This window comes from Pseudomonas sp. TE24901 (assembly GCF_054058375.1).
In genome coordinates this window covers 75,073-91,716 of sequence record NZ_JBSSAF010000014.1, presented here as the reverse complement: position 1 = coordinate 91,716, position 16,644 = coordinate 75,073, and the positions used below count along the sequence as shown (strand labels likewise).

19 protein-coding genes are annotated in these 16,644 nt (G+C 58.1%); 9 read left to right on the top strand and 10 right to left on the bottom strand.

Translation table 11 applies throughout. The annotated features are described in order from the left end of the window. The first annotated feature begins 132 nt into the window (after positions 1-132). From ACVWVP_RS24910 to ACVWVP_RS24900, 3 genes are all read left to right on the top strand, one after another. Positions 133-537, top strand: a complete 405-nt coding sequence (locus ACVWVP_RS24910; RefSeq protein WP_010564800.1) for a TraR/DksA family transcriptional regulator — start codon at positions 133-135, stop codon at positions 535-537. Between the two features lie 95 nt (positions 538-632). Then, positions 633-2,315: a methyl-accepting chemotaxis protein gene (locus tag ACVWVP_RS24905; RefSeq protein ID WP_372339935.1), complete on the top strand. Its 1,683-nt coding sequence runs from the start codon at positions 633-635 to the stop codon at positions 2,313-2,315. Positions 2,316-2,429: 114 nt separating this feature from the next. Next, positions 2,430-2,633 carry a hypothetical protein gene (locus ACVWVP_RS24900; RefSeq protein WP_176999053.1) on the top strand — a complete coding sequence of 68 codons (204 nt, stop codon included), beginning with the start codon at positions 2,430-2,432 and terminating at the stop codon, positions 2,631-2,633. A 6-nt stretch (positions 2,634-2,639) separates the two neighbouring features. Here the strand turns inward: ACVWVP_RS24900 and ACVWVP_RS24895 are convergent, their stop codons facing one another. The 3 genes from ACVWVP_RS24895 to ACVWVP_RS24885 form a co-directional block, all read right to left on the bottom strand. After that, entirely contained in the window at positions 2,640-2,876 is a 237-nt protein-coding gene (locus ACVWVP_RS24895) for a DUF2789 domain-containing protein (protein WP_178923304.1), read from the bottom strand. A gap of 71 nt (positions 2,877-2,947) precedes the next feature. After that, entirely contained in the window at positions 2,948-3,178 is a 231-nt protein-coding gene (locus ACVWVP_RS24890; RefSeq protein WP_178923303.1) for a hypothetical protein, read from the bottom strand. A gap of 110 nt (positions 3,179-3,288) precedes the next feature. Continuing rightward, a complete protein-coding gene (locus tag ACVWVP_RS24885; protein ID WP_218647132.1) occupies positions 3,289-3,564 on the bottom strand; it encodes a hypothetical protein in 276 nt (91 codons plus the stop codon). A gap of 414 nt (positions 3,565-3,978) precedes the next feature. Here ACVWVP_RS24885 and ACVWVP_RS24880 point away from each other — a divergent pair, with 414 nt between their 5' ends. Next, positions 3,979-4,428 (top strand): hypothetical protein, encoded by a 450-nt coding sequence (locus ACVWVP_RS24880; protein ID WP_174244875.1) that lies wholly within the window; start codon positions 3,979-3,981, stop codon positions 4,426-4,428. Positions 4,429-4,560: 132 nt separating this feature from the next. Further along, positions 4,561-5,577, top strand: coding sequence for an ABC transporter substrate-binding protein (locus tag ACVWVP_RS24875; protein WP_457408580.1), 1,017 nt, complete (start codon positions 4,561-4,563; stop codon positions 5,575-5,577). A gap of 139 nt (positions 5,578-5,716) precedes the next feature. Here the strand turns inward: ACVWVP_RS24875 and ACVWVP_RS24870 are convergent, their stop codons facing one another. Together ACVWVP_RS24870 and ACVWVP_RS24865 are read right to left on the bottom strand one after the other, a co-directional pair. Next, on the bottom strand, positions 5,717-7,843 hold the full coding sequence (locus tag ACVWVP_RS24870) for a TonB-dependent receptor (protein WP_457408578.1): 2,127 nt from the start codon (positions 7,841-7,843) through the stop codon (positions 5,717-5,719). Between the two features lie 95 nt (positions 7,844-7,938). After that, complete coding sequence (locus tag ACVWVP_RS24865) at positions 7,939-8,328, bottom strand: DUF2946 domain-containing protein (protein WP_457408577.1); 390 nt, start codon at positions 8,326-8,328, stop codon at positions 7,939-7,941. A 93-nt stretch (positions 8,329-8,421) separates the two neighbouring features. Here ACVWVP_RS24865 and ACVWVP_RS24860 point away from each other — a divergent pair, with 93 nt between their 5' ends. Beyond that, positions 8,422-8,859: a DUF3995 domain-containing protein gene (locus tag ACVWVP_RS24860; RefSeq protein WP_176999060.1), complete on the top strand. Its 438-nt coding sequence runs from the start codon at positions 8,422-8,424 to the stop codon at positions 8,857-8,859. 555 nt (positions 8,860-9,414) lie between these two features. Here the strand turns inward: ACVWVP_RS24860 and ACVWVP_RS24855 are convergent. From ACVWVP_RS24855 to ACVWVP_RS24840, 4 genes are all read right to left on the bottom strand, one after another. Beyond that, entirely contained in the window at positions 9,415-9,822 is a 408-nt protein-coding gene (locus ACVWVP_RS24855; protein ID WP_457408576.1) for a hypothetical protein, read from the bottom strand. A 150-nt stretch (positions 9,823-9,972) separates the two neighbouring features. Then, positions 9,973-10,269 (bottom strand): hypothetical protein, encoded by a 297-nt coding sequence (locus ACVWVP_RS24850; RefSeq protein ID WP_457408574.1) that lies wholly within the window; start codon positions 10,267-10,269, stop codon positions 9,973-9,975. A 240-nt stretch (positions 10,270-10,509) separates the two neighbouring features. Then, entirely contained in the window at positions 10,510-10,896 is a 387-nt protein-coding gene (locus ACVWVP_RS24845; protein ID WP_457408571.1) for a hypothetical protein, read from the bottom strand. 58 nt (positions 10,897-10,954) lie between these two features. Continuing rightward, the gene (locus tag ACVWVP_RS24840) at positions 10,955-11,368 is read right to left on the bottom strand and encodes a hypothetical protein (RefSeq protein WP_457408569.1); all 414 of its coding nucleotides are present in this window, start codon (positions 11,366-11,368) and stop codon (positions 10,955-10,957) included. Between the two features lie 252 nt (positions 11,369-11,620). On the opposite strand from ACVWVP_RS24840, the gene ACVWVP_RS24835 reads away from it, so the two are divergent. Further along, positions 11,621-14,122 (top strand): TonB-dependent siderophore receptor, encoded by a 2,502-nt coding sequence (locus ACVWVP_RS24835; protein WP_457408567.1) that lies wholly within the window; start codon positions 11,621-11,623, stop codon positions 14,120-14,122. Positions 14,123-14,213: 91 nt separating this feature from the next. After that, positions 14,214-14,543 carry a hypothetical protein gene (locus tag ACVWVP_RS24830; RefSeq protein ID WP_065906328.1) on the top strand — a complete coding sequence of 110 codons (330 nt, stop codon included), beginning with the start codon at positions 14,214-14,216 and terminating at the stop codon, positions 14,541-14,543. A gap of 13 nt (positions 14,544-14,556) precedes the next feature. On the opposite strand, the gene ACVWVP_RS24825 is transcribed toward ACVWVP_RS24830, so the two are convergent. Further along, positions 14,557-15,456, bottom strand: a complete 900-nt coding sequence (locus ACVWVP_RS24825) for a LysR family transcriptional regulator (protein ID WP_259175588.1) — start codon at positions 15,454-15,456, stop codon at positions 14,557-14,559. Between the two features lie 107 nt (positions 15,457-15,563). Between ACVWVP_RS24825 and ACVWVP_RS24820 the strand changes: the two genes are divergently transcribed. Beyond that, positions 15,564-16,619 carry an AbrB family transcriptional regulator gene (locus ACVWVP_RS24820; protein WP_457408564.1) on the top strand — a complete coding sequence of 352 codons (1,056 nt, stop codon included), beginning with the start codon at positions 15,564-15,566 and terminating at the stop codon, positions 16,617-16,619. Positions 16,620-16,644: the final 25 nt, after the last annotated feature.

Here is a 16,644-nt window from a genome sequence, read left to right as displayed (position 1 = left end):
TTAGACTGCCGCCCCTCGTAAATTGAGTGCCGGGTGGCGCTTGGAATGGACGGCGCCCTTCCGAGACCTGCAGAGGTCGGCCGGAACGCTCCCTTATTCGCCTTAATGCACGTATTTTTTATAGAGAAATCAATGACAAAGGAAAAGTTGCTGGCCATGCCGGCGGATGACTACATGAATGCCGAACAGCACGCTTTTTTCGAGCAGTTGCTGCAAGACATGAAAGTGGAACACCACGAGCGCATTGAACAGAACCGTATCGCCATTGAAAGCCTGGACACCCCGGCTGACCCGGCCGACGCCGCTTCCGTTGAAGAAGAGCGCACCTGGCTGGTGAACGCCATCGACCGCGACCAGCGCATGCTGCCGCAACTTGAGCGCGCACTGGAGCGCATCAAGGAAGATTCCTTTGGCTGGTGTGATGACAGCGGCGAGCCAATCGGCCTCAAGCGCCTGCTGATCAGCCCGACCACCAAGTACTGCATCGAAGCGCAAGAGCGCCACGAGCAGATCGACAAGCACCAGCGTCAAGCCTGATGCGGTGAAACGGGGGGCCGAGCCATCGGTGCCCCCGGGAAACACCTGTTACGCCCCGTCTATTGATCTGCTGCAAGCCACCCCACTAAAGGCCCATGGATAATGGCCTGATAGTGGCGTTTAATGCAGACACAATAACGACAAGCAGTGGGGTAACAACGATGGCAGGAGACGGATCTCTGATGAGTGCAGCAGTGCCACCGCATTCGGTGGCGCGCGGGCTGCCCGGCTGGCTGACGCCGTGCTTGCAGAGCACTGCCCTGGTGCTCGTGCTGCTGAGCCTGGCGTTTGCCAGCTTGCCGCTGTACCTGTGCCTGCCACTGGCCTTGCTGGTGATCTGGCTGCCCCGCCTTAAACATCGCGCGCCGGTGATTGCGCCTGCCGAAGGTGCCGATGCGATGGGTGAGCTGACTCGCGACCTTTCTTACACCACCAGCCATAACGCGCTGTCTGCTGCCGGCGTGGCCTATTCGGTCAAGCAACTGGCCGGGCGTTTGCAATCGCAGTTGAGCGCGGCCAAGCAAATCGTCGGCAGCGCCGAGGTGATGATCGGTACGGAAAAGGTCACCTCCCAACTCAGTCGCCAAGCCCTGGAAGCGGCCAGCCAGGCCCACCGGCGCAGTACCGAAGGGCGGGAAGTGCTGGCTCAGTCGATCACCCGCATGCACCAGCTCAGCCAACGTGCCAACGCCAGCCGCGAGCTGATCGAAGCCCTGAGCCAGCGTAGCGAAGAGATCCAGCGGGTCACCCTGGTGATCCAGTCCATTGCCAGCCAGACCAACCTGTTGGCGCTGAACGCCGCCATCGAAGCCGCGCGTGCCGGTGAGCATGGGCGTGGGTTTGCCGTGGTGGCTGATGAAGTGCGCGGGCTGGCCGGGCGCACAGCCACTGCCACGGATGAAGTCGGGGTGATGGTCGCCGATATCCAACAACGCACGGCCCAGGTGGTGGAGCAGATTCGCCAACTCTCGGCGGACCTGCACACCGGTGTCGAACAGGTGGAACACGCCGGTGAACAACTGGAAAGCATCGCCAGGCTGGCGGCGGATGTAGAAGGGCAGGTCAATGAGATTGCCGAGGGCGCCGATACCAACCGCACCCAGCTCGACAGTCTGTTCCATGCCGTGGAGCAGATGCGCAGCGACCTGACCGTGAGCGACCAGCAAACCCGCCAGCTCGCTGACGCGGCTGTGCAAATGGAAGGGCAGGCTGAGACCATCAGCGAACGCCTGGCCGAAGTCGGGCTGGATGACTATCACCAGCGTATCTATGACCTGGCCCGCGAAGGCGCCCAGCGTATTGCCGAGCAGTTCGAGGCCGATGTGCAGCAAAGCCGTATCAGCCTGGAAGACCTGTTCGATCGCAGCTACACCGCCATTCCCAATACCAGCCCCAGCAAGTACCACACGCGTTTTGACGGCTATACCGATCAGGTCTTGCCAGCGATCCAGGAAGCCTTGCTGCCCCGTCACGAGGGGCTGGTGTTCGCGATTGCCTGCACGCCCCAGGGTTATGTGCCGACTCATAACAAAGCGTTTTCTCACGCCCTGACCGGCGATGCACAGGTGGATGCCGTGCAGAACCGCACCAAACGCAAGTTCGAAGACCGTACCGGCATTCGTTGCGGCAGCCATCAACAGGCGGTGCTGTTGCAGACGTATACCCGTGACACCGGCGAGCTGATGCACGACTTGTCGGTGCCGATCATGGTCAAGGGCCGGCACTGGGGCGGGCTGCGCCTGGGCTATAAGCCGGAAGGGGCAAAGCCTGCCCATTAGGATTGTTGCGGTTTATGCAATGCAGCTATTCCGGGGATAGCTTTTTCCTACTGGCAGAAAACCGTAGCATGGCGAACATTGTTAGCCAGCTAACTAATGCTGCGGAGAAGCGCCATGCAAAACAAAGTCGATGTCGCCGTGATGATCGGCAGTGGTGTGCCTGAAACCCTGCGTGCGCTGGGTCAGAAAGCTTGTTGGGTGGTGCTGCTGAACGGGGAACAGCGCGGCACGGCGTTCGCCAGCCGTGAAGAGGCCCAGGAATGCCAGGCTGCCTGGCAAGCGCTGTTGCGCCTGGAACAGTCAGACAGCCTGCATTGAGCAGCCTTACTGCGGTTGGTGCAGGCGCTGGTTCAACTCGTCCACGGCAATCGCCCATTCGGCATCTTCGCGCAATTCTTCCTTCAGGAACTGCGCTTGCTGGGGCGTCCAGAAGGGCGCATCGATCAGCTTGACGTCTTCAGGCAGCGGGTGCGCGACGATGAATGCGTCGATCGCCTCGGGCGTGGAGTCCAGGCCCAATTGTTCAAACAGTGTTTCCAGCGTGGGTACGGGCGCGTCCATATCGATCTCCCTGCAAGGTGATGGTCGTTGTGCATGGGAGGCCTGCCGCGCTTCAGAGTTCTATCGGATTATCAGGAATTGAGTGCGCCGCAATCCACCGCAGCCTTCAACGCGACTGCGGCTTCCTTGGCCGCGATGGCCGCGGCGTCGACGGTTTTGAACCAGCGATCTTTTTCGACCTGGTGCGTGGTGACCGTGGTCAGCGGTGGTTTGGCGCGCATGATGATGACTGCCTGAAACTCACCGTCTACTTCCCTGGCATCGCCATGGATGAAAAATTCGCCAATATCAAATTCCGTCACGTATAGCCTTCCCTTCGAGGTAACTGCACTGATGAAACCTGACCCGCAAGGGACAAACTTCAATGGACGGGCCAGTATGGCAGTTGTTGGGCAGCGACGGCGCAGTAAACTCACTCAGGTGATGAAACGACCACGCCGTAGGGGGCCTGCAGGACCGCCTCCAGTTTCTTGGCCAGCTCGCAGGCTTTGTCATGGTTGCTGCGAAAGCCTTTGACCCGGCCACTGGTGACTTCGCGGATATGAAAAAAATTCCTGCCGGCGGGAATCACTTGGTAGAGGACCGGATCCGGGTATCCGTCACGGCCATGCAGGCAGTAATATGGTTGCTCGTCCTGGCAGGATGAACGAGTGGCGGAATAGGGTGTATCGTGTCGTGAGTGTTGCATGGCCAGCTCCCGTTGATCGATCTTGTTGACCCACCAGCAGCGTTTCGGGTGGTTTTGACCCGTGTTGCTGTTTTAGTATTGTTGGCGGCAGCCTTGGTCGAGTTCCTAGCCAGATCGTTACATTTGTTTAGGCTGTCGGAAAACTGCATTTTTGATTGGGTTATTCTCTGAAGTTGGCCGACCCGTGTTCTCTGGTCGTTGAACCTGTGATTTGCTGTGATGCCGGATGACCTTGCAAAAGGTCTATCGCGTACGTCTGTACGAGTCTTGCGGCGCGGCTGCAGGCCCTTTTTCAGCTTTTTTACGAATGTGTTGTGTGATCGTGCCGTTACGGCCTTTTCTTGTGCTGCCCGCTCAGGCGGTCGGCGCTCTTTTTGATGTGGGGGCGTTTCCTTGGCAGTCAGTAATCTGGATATGCACGCGTTATTCGTGCTGGGTGATTTGCGCGCAAAGTTGGTCAAGCAGTTTCAATCCCGTTTTGTTTACATCACTGAACAGACGCCGGAAGGTATCTACATCGCTGAAATCGATACCGAAACAGCGATGGTCGTGGACGACAAGCCACGCCTGGAACTCAAGGTCGGCGATCACTTTCGTGCCGCCGTATTGCCCAGCCGTGAAGGTGGCAAGTTCGAACTGAAGTTCCGCGACATCAAGTTGACCGTATATGGCCTGGGCGATTACGCCTTTGTGTCTTCTGCCGAAGGCCAGGGCATCGTGTTCAAGGAAGGCCACAGCGTCATGCTGGTGTTTGCCGCCAACGAGCAATTGCAGGAAGGGCTGACCAAGACCCTCAAGGCCGTGACCGGCAAGGCCGCCAAGTGGCGCAAGGGCGAACTGGTGACCTTCAAGGCCAGCGAGTAGTCCATAAACATCGCGTGTACCGTTCTCTCCCGGAACCTCTACTACAGTTGAGTTGACTTAACTACTTAGAGGCTTCGCGCATAGGCAGCAAAGCCATCCGCTATTTGCTGCGACATCGCGAGGTGCAAAGGCATGAAAGGATTGAGAACGCTGTTGGCTGCATCGCTGACTACCATTGGCCTGTCGATGGCGACGTTGCCAGCAAGTGCCGCCGAGGCGCCGGTGCATTTTGCTGACCTGAACTGGGAAAGCGGCAGCCTCATCACCGAGGTGCTGAGGTTTATCGTGGAGAAGGGCTATGACTTGCCCACGGATACCTTGCCCGGCACCACCATCACCCTGGAAACCGCCCTGGCCAAGAATGACATCCAGGTGATTGGCGAAGAGTGGGCCGGCCGCAGCCCCGTGTGGATCAAGGCCGAAGCCGAAGGCAAGGTGGTGGGCCTGGGCGATACGGTCAAAGGCGCGACCGAAGGCTGGTGGGTGCCGGAATATGTGGTCAAGGGCGACCCTGCCAAAGGCCTCAAGCCGCTGGCGCCCGACCTCAAGAGCGTGCAGGACCTGGCGCGCTACAAGGACGTGTTCAAGGACCCGGAGTCTCCCGGCAAGGGTCGCTTTCTCAACAGCCCCATCGGCTGGACTTCTGAAGTGGTCAACGCCCAGAAGCTCAAGGCCTACGGCCTGGACGACAGTTACGTGAATTTTCGCAGCGGTTCGGGCGCAGCCTTGGATGCCGAAATCGCCTCGTCGATTCGTCGCGGTAAGCCGGTGCTGTTCTACTACTGGTCACCGACTCCCCTGATGGGCCGTTTCAAACTGATTCAGTTGGAAGAACCACCGTTTGACGCCGACGCCTGGAAAACGCTGACCGATGCGGACAACCCCAACCCAAGGCCGACGCGTTCATTGGCGTCCAAATTGAGCATTGGTGTGTCCACACCGTTCCAGAAGGAGCATCCGCAGATCGCTGAGTTTTTCACCAAGGTTCAGTTTCCGATTGACCCGTTGAATAAAGCGTTGGCGGCGATGAGTGAAAATCACACGCCGCCGCGGGACGTGGCGCAGGTGTTTCTCAAGGAGCATCCTGAAGTGTGGAAGGCGTGGTTGACTGAGGATGTGGCGCAGAAGGTTGAGGCAAGTCTCAAGTAACCGGGATATTTTGCCGAGTGGAGAACCCAATGTGGGAGCTGGCTTGCCTGCGATAGCGGTGAGCCAGCCAGCAAATTTATCGCCCGATATACCGCTATCGCGGGCAAGCCCGGCTCCCACATTGACCGGGTGGTATGTTTTAGAACTTGGTTTGCACGGCCAATTCGAAGGTCCTCGGCGACCCCAGGTAATACGCCGGTGACACATGGGCAAACTCGGCATACACCTCATTGGTCAGGTTGCGCACGCGACCGGTCACCGAGGTGTGCGAATCTACCTTGTAGCGCAGGAATGTCCCGAACAACGTATAGGCCGGCACCGTCTGGGTGTTGGCATTGTCTGCATACACTTGCGCCACGTACCGTGCATCCACACCGCCTTGCCAGTCCTCGGCAAAGTCATAGGTCAGCCACAGGTTGCCCACCTGCTTGGGCACGTTGGTCGGCGTATTGCCCTTGCGCGAGACCACCGCGCCGCTGGCGATTTTCTCGTTGAAGTCATCGTATTCGGCGTCGACCCAGGCGAAGTTGCCTTCAGCCAATAACGTCGGTGTGATGCGCAGCGAGCTGGCCAACTCAATGCCCTTGGACGATTGTGCGCCCACTGGAATGCTGTTGGTCGGGTCCAGCGGGTCGGTGACGGCAAAGTCCTTGCGCTCGATCTTGTAGGCGGCAACGGTGGCCGAACCGCGACCGTCCAGGTAGTCGAACTTGCTGCCCACTTCCCACTGTTTTCCCGTCGAGACGTCGAACACTTGCGTAGTCGTGCTCGGCTGCTCGGCGGCGGTGCTGTATTGCACATACACATTGGCCGTCGGGATGAACTGGTAAGTCAGGCCCACGCGGCCGGTTATCGGTTCCCAACGGCGGGTGAAGTGCCGTGGGTTGGTTGCAGTCACCGTACGGTGGTTGGTCACGTCCAGGTCGATGGCGTCGTAGCGCAGGCCGGTGAGCAGGGACAGTTTATCGGTCAGGCCCAGGCGATTTTCCACGAACAACGCACGGGTGGTGACCTCGTTGGTCTTGTCGCTGACAAAGCCGGGCTTGGTGCCCGGGATGTCATAGAAGTGCCCCGGGTTGTAATTGTTCGGGTCCACCGTGCTGTTGCCCGGCACGTTCAGCGGGTTGTTGGTGGTGCTGTTGACCTTGTATTCAAAACCGCCGGACCACGTGGTCGACAAACCGAACACACTGCTGTCGTGACGCAGCTCGAACTGGTTGCCGTTCTGCTCACCCTGATGGCGCACCTGGTAGGCAGTGGAGCGGTTCACCGCGCTGTTGTCGGCGTTGTACTGGTAGGTTTCCAGGTTGCGGTAATCACGCTGGCTGTCCAGGTGATACAGGGTGTTCTTCAGGGTGGTGCTGTCGTTGATCCGGTAATCGATGATCGAGCGCGCCCAGATCGTGCGTTGTTCATAACGACCATCGGCGACGTTGTAGTTATTGAAGCGGTTATGCCGGTCGATCTTCAATTCGCCGGCCTTGGGGTTGAGCACTGGCGTGCCCCAGTAAGGGCTGTCTTCGTGCTCATCCTGGTATTCCAGGGCCAGGGTGTGGGACAGGTTGGGGGTCAAGTCACTCAGGAGGGAAAACGCCACACTCCAGGCATCACGCTGATCGCGATCAATGTAGCTGTGGTTGGTGTTGCGGCTCACATCCAGGCGCGCGTAGTGCTGCACCTCGGCACCCGGTTCGGTCAGGGCGTGGTTGACACCGAAGGCCATGCCGGCCGTGTCGTAGCTGCCATAGGTGAGCTGGCCTTCGGCAGCTTGCTCTTCACGGGTGGCCAGTTTGGTCACGTAGTTCAGCGAGCCGCCCACGGAGCCGGCGCCGTTGATCAGGGAGGAGGGGCCGCCCACCAGCTCGACGCGGTCGTAGATCCACGCATCCACCGGACGTGCCAGGCCGGTGGCGACATTGATACCGTTGAACATCTGGGTGATCTGGCTGCTGGTAAAACCACGGTACGACACGAAACCGCCAAACCCCGGCGGCGCACTCGCGTTGACGCCGGGCAGGGTGTTGGCCGCATCGCGGAAAGTCTTGGCGCCATGGCGCTCGATGTCATCGTGATTGGCGATAGCGACTGACGCCGGGGTCTCCCGCACGCTCAGTCCGAGGCGCGACGCCATGCCGCTGGATTGATCCAGCACCAGGCCAGGCTCAGCGGCTTGATCGCCATCAATGGTGGTGGGGGCCAACTCGATAGCCACGGCGCAAACAGGCAGGCAGCCGAACAGGCCCGCCAATAGGGGAAGATGTTTCATGATTGAATCCTGAAAAACTTGGCTTGAAAACAACGCACAGCCGGCCGTAATCCCCAACGGGAACGGTGGTCAGTGCTGATCAGAAAGCGAAGGTGTCAGGCAAAAACAGGCGGCGCGCGCGGGTGAGCCGTGGGCCAGGTGAAGCGGGCAGGGATGTCGGCAGCCACAACCACCGCAGGCGGTGGCGCGTGAGGTTGTGGCAGCACCGCCACATTGAGGCTGGTATTGAGCGCCGGGCCCATGCCACCCGATGAACACAGCGGGCAACCGAACGCCTTCGACAGCGTCGGCAGGTTCTCGTCGGTCGAGTTCTTCTGTACCGGCGCCTGGGTACGCGGGTCTACCGTACAGAACTGCCCGCCGATGCCATTGAGCTGCATCCCCAGCATCTGCCCATGACCAATACTGCACGCGAACACATTGAACAGGACGCAGCAATAGAGCATCCAGGCAATGAGCGAGCGGTCGGCACGGGCGATTTTCATGGGGCGGCACTTTACCATCAGCGGCCGACGAAATGCCTACAAAAAATCTCAGGCCGACTATCCTCATCCGCACGTTTTCAGGGAGAGCCAGCCATGAGCTTCGTCATCGCACGATGGATTGTCGGGATTTTCACCTGCATCAGCATGGTGCACTTGTACTGGGCCGCAGGCGGCAAGCTCGGCAGCCTGGCCGCCATCCCCCAGTTACCCGGCGAATTCGCCCGAGGGCCACGGCCAGCATTCAAGCCTTCGGCGTTGGGCACCTTTCTGGTGGCGATGGGGCTAGTGGCGATAGCGCTGCTGGTTTGCCTGCGCGCCGGGCTGTATTTCTCGGCGGTGTCCCATGGCGCGTTGCAATGGGGAATCAGCGCCATAGCCGTGATCATGTTTGCCAGGGCGATCGGGGATTCGGAGCTGGTGGGTTTTTTCAAGAAGGTGAGTGGGTCCAGGTTTGCGAAGTTGGATACGTATTTTTACTCGCCGTTGTGTTTGGTGTTGGGGGTGGGGTTGTTGGTGGTGGCGTGGGGGTGAGGCTCAGGTGTTTGTGGGGTAGAGGCGGATTCTTGATGCCGTCACCTCAACAAAGCCGACTTTTTGAGTGAGTGGTTCGTCAAGTTCGATAAGGATTATTGAGTCGCCGAATTTTAACGCGGTGTGCTCGCCGTCTTCATCCTGGATAAGTCGGATGTTATTTGTGTGACTTCGTTTACGGCCGTTATGGAGGGAGTCTTTCGGGATGAGGGCATGAGGTTTTTTCCCAATGAGAAGATTTCCTCTAGGTCGAACTCTACATCCGGTTCATCGCCGATTTTGGGTGTGATGCCTACCCATAAGCCTGTGCCACTTCCGGCAGACGAGTGGAAGCTCACGGATAGACCGTGGTCGGCCGGTATTGCTGCAGTGATTAGTATGTTCATTTCAGCTCTTCGGTAATTGAGCACTCTAAAAGGTGTTGTTTATGGTTTTTTAATTGGTTTGAGATTTTGGATGTTATGTTTTTTTCGTGGTGACCCTGTCGCGATTAACCTGACTTAAAACGTCTGAGGTGTTTTTAGAATGATTAAGTAAGTGTCGTGGCTATAAAGTTTATAGCGTCGAAAAATCGATGTGGCCTCTAAATGATATGCAAGCTATCCAGCTGAGATTTTTTTGAGTGATAAAGGTATGCTGAGGTAATTGCGAAAATATTTCGATTGCTAGAGCCAGGGTTTTGACGTCTATTGAATAGGCGTTGTCAGCAGTGTCCCCGATTATAAGGATGTCGTCATCGCTGGCCGAAATGATTTTTTCCACAAGCGAGTTTTGCGCCTCTAGTGATTCCATTGTTCCGAGATAGGTGCTTCCTTTTAAGGACTTCCATGCGATCTGGATTCCGGAAAAAGGAAGGCTGCTGATTGCGTTTATTAATAGGTCGCATTCGGCCTCAGTCAATATAATAAGTTCTGCATTGTGGTTTTGGAAGTCCTTAATAACTTCTTCGTCGAAATAGTTCATTGTAAAATCTCGTTGCTGATTAGATTGCTTTTTTAAGTGGTCCGGCGATTGTGAGTTTGTTCGTAGTCCTTTGAGTGATTTTTGATTTTGTGGTTTTATGGTTCGAATGATGATGGTTTGAAGCGGTTGTAAAATGGATGTTGTAGGAGGCTAAAAGAAGAAAAATAGCCCTGTATAGTTGTGTATCGCTAAGGTGTTTAAACTTATTATTTTGTTTATGATGTCTGAGTTGGTAGCTGTCTTTCGCGCCTCTAAAATGCTTAGTGTTTTTTTGAGATCTTCAGGCGTATCGATTTTTTCGTCTTCGTATTCATCGATTATTTTGCCAAGCGAAGCATTTATAGTGTCTATTGCGCCGGATTTTAAGAATCGGTCATATTCTTCGGAGGTGAGGTTGATTGTTTCGAGTAATGAGTCAGGGCAGGAGCCTGTATCCAATAAGTGCATGGCTTTCGAGGTGAGTGGGACGCAGATTATCTTCATGTTTTTTGTTGGCGCATTAGATTTGTTGTATTTGCTTTTTTTGCCTGTTTTTCAGGTCTGGTTGTGAATGTGGCTTAAGTAGTGCTAGGTAATCAGGTGGTCGTCTTGTTAGAAGGATTCGGTGAGTTGTGAAAAGTTAGGCTGCACATTTTTGTGGTGAACTCGCTCGGGCGAATATGAAATATTGGCCCTGTAATGCTCTGTCTAGGCAAAGCTCACGCAGTCATGGTCGTCCATGTAAATTAAGAACGAAAACTTTTTATCGGTTATCCAAAAAGGATATCCAGTAGTTTCCGACAAGACGTTCTCGATGTGTTCTGCTTTTTCAATCGCCCATGCCCTGTACGCAGTGTCGACGACAATCAGGATCAACTGATCGATGTATATGCGTTTTGAGACCTCTTGCCAAAATTTAGGATTGTATTCGGCGTGCTTGATTTTTAGGCTGTTTGGGTCTAGATATCGAGCGCCTCCAAAAAAAATTTTGCAAAGGGACGTGATCAACGTCTTCAGTTCGTCGGTGTTGAACTTTGTATTTTTAATTTGTAGATTTTCTAAGGTTTCATCAATTTCTGTTTCTAGATAACTCATTTGGGGGCTCCAATTCGGGATCGGCTGACAGGAACTAGTGTGAGTAATATATGCTCCCTCACACCCGCACCTGATAGCGCTTGCCCGCCGAGCAGTGGTGCGAGCCTTTACCGTGCTCATCGAGCATGACCACGGTGGAGGTGCCGTCATCGAGCCCGATCACCTCAACCGGGATGTTGCCGATCGGCACGTCATACACCGATTCGAACAGGCTCTCGATGTTCAGCTCGCCGCCCAGCGAGCAATGGGTGACGGTCGAAAAATCAGCATCGGACACACTCACCGATTGCTGCGAATCACCCACCCGCAACACCCGCTCCATGCCCAGCAACGAAGGCAAGTCCGCTGCATGGCTGGCTGAATCCAACGCGCGTGAGTACCAGGCGCCCATCTGCTGGCGATACTCCGCCAGGCTTTGATGGAAGCCATCCAGCTCGTGTTCGATAAAGGCAATGTGGGCGGTGTGAGTCATCCGTGACGTCTCGTCGAAGGGCAAGGCGTCGGAGTCTGCCGCAGCAAAAAGCGGCTGGATGAACGGTTGGAAAAATCAGAATGGGACGACGTGAAGCAGGAAAAAGCCGCGAAAAACTAGCCCGGGGGATTACGTCAAAAGACGATCCGGCTCATTGCGAAAAGCTGCGCAAATAAAAATGGCTCTCATCCTTGCCCGATTTTCCGACCTGGCCGTCATGGTTAATAGAACCTCTATTACGCAGGATTTCCCATGTCGCGCCTTGCTCGTCCCTTGCATCCACTGGCCCTGTCAGTGGCGTTCGCCTTTGCCGCCGTGCCGTTGCTGTCTGTTCAACCTGCCTTCGCCGAAGAAAGCAGCAGCGCGCTGCGCCGTTTCTCGATTCCCGCGGGTGATTTGAGCCAGGCACTCAACAGCCTGGCCGAGCAGGCCAACCTGGTGCTGGCGTTTGATGCGAGCCTGGCGCGGGGCAAGCACAGCAATGGATTGAGCGGGCAGTACGACACCGACGTGGCGCTGAACCAGTTGCTCGCCGGCACTGGCCTGCAGGCCCTGAAGCTCTCCGCCGACCGCTACCGGCTGGAGCCGATTCCGGATAACGGCGGGGCCATGGAGTTGCAGGCCACCACCATCAGCGGTGCCTACCGCACCGAAAGCCCCACCGGGCCGGTGGCCGGTTATGTGGCCACGCGCAGCCTGTCGGGCACCAAGACCGACACCGCGCTGATCGAGACCCCGCAGTCGATCTCGATTGTCACCAAGGACCAGATGCGCGCGCAGAACGCCGAGAGCCTCAACCAGATCCTGCGTTACAGCGCCGCCGTGATCCCGGAAACCCGTGGCGCCACGGCGTCGCGCCTGGACCAGCTGACGATCCGTGGCTTTTCCCCGGCCACCTACCTGGACGGCTTGCGCATGCCGTCGAGCCGCGATGCATTGCCGCAAAAGGACGCCTTCGACCTGGAGCGCGTCGAAGTGCTGCGCGGGCCGGCCTCGGTGCTGTACGGGCAGGGCACGCCGAGCGGCGTGATCAACATGGTCACCAAGCGCCCGCTGGACACGCCGTTTCATGAAGTTGGCGTGGAGTACGGCACTTTCAACAAGAAGCGCACAACCTTCGACCTGAGCGGGCCGATTGATGACCAAGGCGTGTATTCCTACCGCGTCGCCGGGCTTTTCGACGATGCCGATGGGCAAGTGGACCACACCGAGACCCGCCGTCAGTCGCTGTCCACCGCATTCACCTGGCGCCCGGACGAGGCGACGTCGCTCACGTTGCTCGGGCACTTTCAGAAGGACCCCAAGGGCGCGTCCTACGGTTCGGTGCCAGCCTGGGGCTCGGTGTTGCACAGCCCGACCGGGCGCAGCATCGACGTGGATTTCTATGACGGCGAGAAGAACTTCGAGAAGAGCGACCGCGAGTACTATTCCATCGGCTACGCCTTCGAGCACCACTTCGATGACGTGTGGACCGTACGCCAGAACGCGCGTTACCTGCGCAGCGAAGGCCAGTACCGCAGCCTCTACAACAACTACCTGATGGCGGATTACCGCACCATCCGACGCTCGACCATTGCCGCTGACGTCGACATGGATGCCTACACCCTCGACAACCAGTTGCAAGCCAAATTCGACACCGGCCCGTTGCAGCACACGCTGCTGATGGGGCTCGATTACCAGAACACCAGCACCGACACCAAGCAGGGCTCCGGCGTGTACACCGCAGGCCCGACCCTTGATATTTTCAATCCGGTGTACGGCGCGGCGGTTCCGGTGCCTGCGTATACCACCGACGGCACGTCGCGTAGCGAGCAGACCGGCGTGTACCTGCAAGAGCAGATGAAGTGGGATAAGTGGGTGCTGCTGCTGGGTGGTCGCTATGACTGGGCCAGCACCGACAACAGCACCCAGACCCTCAGCACCGGCGCCAAGGCCAAGTCGTCCCTGGACAGCAAGGCCTTTACCGGCCGCGTGGGGCTGGTCTATCTGTTCGATAACGGCCTGGCGCCGTACGCCAGCTATTCGGAGTCGTTCCAGCCGCAATCGGGTACGGGGTATGGCGGTTCGGTGTTCAAGCCTACTGAAGGCAAGCAGTATGAGGTCGGCATCAAGTACCAGCCGCCGGGCAGCAACAGCTTTATCACTGCCGCGATCTTCGACCTGCGCCAGACCAACGTACTGACCACCGACCCGGACCCGACGCATTTGTGCGGTACCGGCCGCTGCCAGAGCCAGGATGGCGAAGTGCAGTCCCGTGGTTTCGAGCTCGAAGGCAAGGCCAGTCTCAATGACAACCTGGACATCACCGCGGCCTACGCCTACCTGGACAACCGTATCAGCAAGTCCAACAGCACCGTGCGTTATGCGCCGATCAGCGACATTGCCGTAGGCCCGGCCGTTGCCGCCGAGGGCACCACCACCTACGGCGTGCCGCGCCATACCGCGTCGGCGTGGGCGGATTACACCTTTCATGATGGCAGCCTGAAAGGCTTTGGTGCGGGCGCCGGTGCGCGGTATGTCGGGTCGTCCTGGGGCGATACCGCCAACACCCTGAAGGTGCCGGGCTACACCTTGTTCGACGCGGCGGTGCATTACGACATCCCGAACATCACCCGCCTCAAGGACAACCTGCGCCTGGCATTGAACGCCACCAACCTGGCGAATAAAGAGTACGTGGCCTCGTGCTACTCGTACTCGTGGTGCTGGTACGGCTCGCAACGCACCGTGCAGGCGAGTGCGACTTATCAGTGGTAAAAAACCACCGATAAGGCAATTTAATGGCCCCTTTGTAACAAAATCCTCGCCAGAATCGCTTTTATTTTCAGGTGGTTAGGTGGGGATGCAAATGCGCACTGTTGGAATCATGCTGATCGCCTGCTCCCTGGCAGGCGGCGCGGCTGCCGTGCAGGCACGGGAGCTGCGCGAGGGTGACAAGTACATGTGCAGTTGGGGCGCTGGCACGGCCGCCAGGGCCCAGGAACTCAAGCTGTCGGGTGTGTCGCTGTATGCTGCGCGGCAGAAGATCCAGACCATCAAGTTCAGCAAATCGTGGATGCGCATGATGGCCATGGGCATCACCGAGCAGACCTATGACAGCCGTTCCCGGCTGAAACCCGAGGCCATCCGCCAGAGTTTTTACCAGGATTGCCTGCGCTACAAAGTGGCGCGCAAGTAATGGCCTGACTGGCTCAGCGTGACAGTGGTGAGCCGGCATCTTCCTGGAAAAACACCTTGGCAATGTCGATAAAGCGCCGATTGGCTTGGGACAGGTATTCATCGGCGCGCCAGCACAGGTTGAAGTGCATGAATTGCGCTGGCGCAAAAGACACACCCACCAACCCTGGCTCCTGCTCCTGAACGGAGCGCAGCAGAGTAGAAGCGCCCATCCCGCTGCGCGTGGCCGCTATCACCAGCGGCACGAAGTTGCTTTCCAGGGCGATGTTGAGCCGCACCCGTGCGGTACTGCAAAAAGTATCCAGCAGGTGACGTTGCAGGAAGGTGTTGTCGAACACCAGCATCGGTTCGTCATGCAGGCGGTCTGCTGACAGCGATTCCGCTCCCGCCAAAGGATGATGCTCGTTCACGCACAGCACCATCTCATCGCTGCCCAGCAGCACCGACTCCCAGCCAGGTTCGACGCGCCGCGACTCCAGCAACGCGACATCAATCGCCCGTGTCGCGAGGCGTTCGCTGATGTCGTCAGCGCTGCCTTCGATCACGTGCATGGCAATTCCGGGGTAGCGGGCACGAAATTGCATCAACAGATCCGGAATATGGCGGATGCCATACATCGGTGGCACACCGACGCGGATTTCGCCGCTGTGCAGTTGCGTCAAGTCCTGCAGTTCTCGGCGTGCGCCGGCCAAACCCTCCAGGCACGCTTCGGCGCGAGCCAGAAACAGCTGGCCTTCGGCCGTCACGCTGATCTGGCGTGTGGCCCGGTTGAACAAGGCCACGCCCAGCTCATCTTCCAGGCGGCTGACCGCCATGCTCAATGCCGGCTGCGCCACATGCAGGGCCTGCGCGGCTTTGGTGAAGCTGCCTTGGCGGGCGATTTCGACGCAGTATTCCAGGGCTCTGAGGTTCATTCCGGCTCACATAACAAAGAGTGATGAATTGCTTCACAAATGGATATTTTTTGTGATGCGCGGCAGTCTATAACCTGTCGGCATTCTTCTCCATGCCGGATGTCATCATGCCCCTTTACCTTCGCTGTTACTGGCTTGCCACCCTTATTGTTGGCGCCTTGGGCGGCAGCCTTGCCCAGTGGGCAGGGTGGCCTTTGCCTTGGGTGGTCGGCTCATTGCTCGCGGTGTTGCTGACCCGCTGCGCGGGCAGCCGGGTGCCGGAAATTCCCCACGGGCGCAAAGCCGGGCAGTTGATCGTGGCCGTGGCCATCGGCTGCCATTTCACCGTGCCGGTGATGCAGCAAGTGGCGGGGCATCTGGGGCTGATCGTAACGGCAGTATTGCTCACGCTGGTGTTGGCCTTGGGGTCGGTGCTGGTCTTGCACCGATGGGGCGTTGCCTTGAACACGGCGTTCTTCGCGCTGATGCCGGCCAACTCCACTGAGATGGTGCACCTGGGGCGGCAGCGTCAGGCGGACACCAGTTTTATCGCGGCGGCCCACAGCATTCGGTTGCTGCTGATCCTGTTGGCGGTGCCCGCGGTGGCTACCTTTGGCGTGTCCCATTCCGTGGCGCACGAGCCGTTGCCGGTCATCTGGCCTTGGCTGATCTTTATCCTGGCAATGGGCTTTCTCGCCGCGCTGGCGTTCAAGCGCTGCAACCTTCCCAACCCCTGGACCTTCGGGCCGTTCCTGATCTGTGCGGTGGGGGTGGGTTGCAACCATTTGTCGATGAGTATGCCGGGCTGGCTCAGCGGATGCGGGCAGTTGCTGATCGGGTGTGCGTTGGGTGTTGCGTTCGACCGCCGTTTTTTCCGCCGTGCGCCGGGTTTTCTGGCCAAGGTGCTGGTGCTCTTGACGGGCTCAGTGATTGCCACTGCGCTGGCCGCGTGGGGGCTCGGTGCCGGGTTGGGCATGCCGTGGCTGTCGCTGGCCCTGGGCATGATGCCCGGCAGTGCCCCGGAAATGAGCCTCACCGCCGAAGCCTTGGGGTTGGCGGTCACCTTGGTCACGGCCATGCAAGTTATCCGTATGCTGTTGATCCAGGCTGCGTGTCTGCCGCTGTACCGCCTGCTGGACCGAGCGCTGCAAGAGCAAGCACCGGCCAGTACAAAATCTGCGTAAGCCTGTCCAACTTTGCCCTCGTGCC

What these genes read in the sequence shown, in the direction of transcription:
- ACVWVP_RS24865 (WP_457408577.1), bottom strand. Translation starts at nt 8,328, where the DNA reads ATGAAAATCGCCCGTGCCGACCGCTCGCTCATTGCCTGGATGCTCTAT.
- ACVWVP_RS24835 (WP_457408567.1), top strand. Translation starts at nt 11,621, where the DNA reads ATGTCGCGCCTTGCTCGTCCCTTGCATCCACTGGCCCTGTCAGTGGCG.
- ACVWVP_RS24830 (WP_065906328.1), top strand. Translation starts at nt 14,214, where the DNA reads ATGCGCACTGTTGGAATCATGCTGATCGCCTGCTCCCTGGCAGGCGGC.
- ACVWVP_RS24900 (WP_176999053.1), top strand. Translation starts at nt 2,430, where the DNA reads ATGCAAAACAAAGTCGATGTCGCCGTGATGATCGGCAGTGGTGTGCCT.
- ACVWVP_RS24840 (WP_457408569.1), bottom strand. Translation starts at nt 11,368, where the DNA reads ATGACTCACACCGCCCACATTGCCTTTATCGAACACGAGCTGGATGGC.
- ACVWVP_RS24910 (WP_010564800.1), top strand. Translation starts at nt 133, where the DNA reads ATGACAAAGGAAAAGTTGCTGGCCATGCCGGCGGATGACTACATGAAT.
- ACVWVP_RS24870 (WP_457408578.1), bottom strand. Translation starts at nt 7,843, where the DNA reads ATGAAACATCTTCCCCTATTGGCGGGCCTGTTCGGCTGCCTGCCTGTT.
- ACVWVP_RS24895 (WP_178923304.1), bottom strand. Translation starts at nt 2,876, where the DNA reads ATGGACGCGCCCGTACCCACGCTGGAAACACTGTTTGAACAATTGGGC.
- ACVWVP_RS24845 (WP_457408571.1), bottom strand. Translation starts at nt 10,896, where the DNA reads ATGAGTTATCTAGAAACAGAAATTGATGAAACCTTAGAAAATCTACAA.
- ACVWVP_RS24825 (WP_259175588.1), bottom strand. Translation starts at nt 15,456, where the DNA reads ATGAACCTCAGAGCCCTGGAATACTGCGTCGAAATCGCCCGCCAAGGC.
- ACVWVP_RS24875 (WP_457408580.1), top strand. Translation starts at nt 4,561, where the DNA reads ATGAAAGGATTGAGAACGCTGTTGGCTGCATCGCTGACTACCATTGGC.
- ACVWVP_RS24905 (WP_372339935.1), top strand. Translation starts at nt 633, where the DNA reads ATGGATAATGGCCTGATAGTGGCGTTTAATGCAGACACAATAACGACA.
- ACVWVP_RS24820 (WP_457408564.1), top strand. Translation starts at nt 15,564, where the DNA reads ATGCCCCTTTACCTTCGCTGTTACTGGCTTGCCACCCTTATTGTTGGC.
- ACVWVP_RS24885 (WP_218647132.1), bottom strand. Translation starts at nt 3,564, where the DNA reads ATGCAACACTCACGACACGATACACCCTATTCCGCCACTCGTTCATCC.
- ACVWVP_RS24855 (WP_457408576.1), bottom strand. Translation starts at nt 9,822, where the DNA reads ATGAACTATTTCGACGAAGAAGTTATTAAGGACTTCCAAAACCACAAT.
- ACVWVP_RS24880 (WP_174244875.1), top strand. Translation starts at nt 3,979, where the DNA reads ATGCACGCGTTATTCGTGCTGGGTGATTTGCGCGCAAAGTTGGTCAAG.
- ACVWVP_RS24860 (WP_176999060.1), top strand. Translation starts at nt 8,422, where the DNA reads ATGAGCTTCGTCATCGCACGATGGATTGTCGGGATTTTCACCTGCATC.
- ACVWVP_RS24850 (WP_457408574.1), bottom strand. Translation starts at nt 10,269, where the DNA reads ATGCACTTATTGGATACAGGCTCCTGCCCTGACTCATTACTCGAAACA.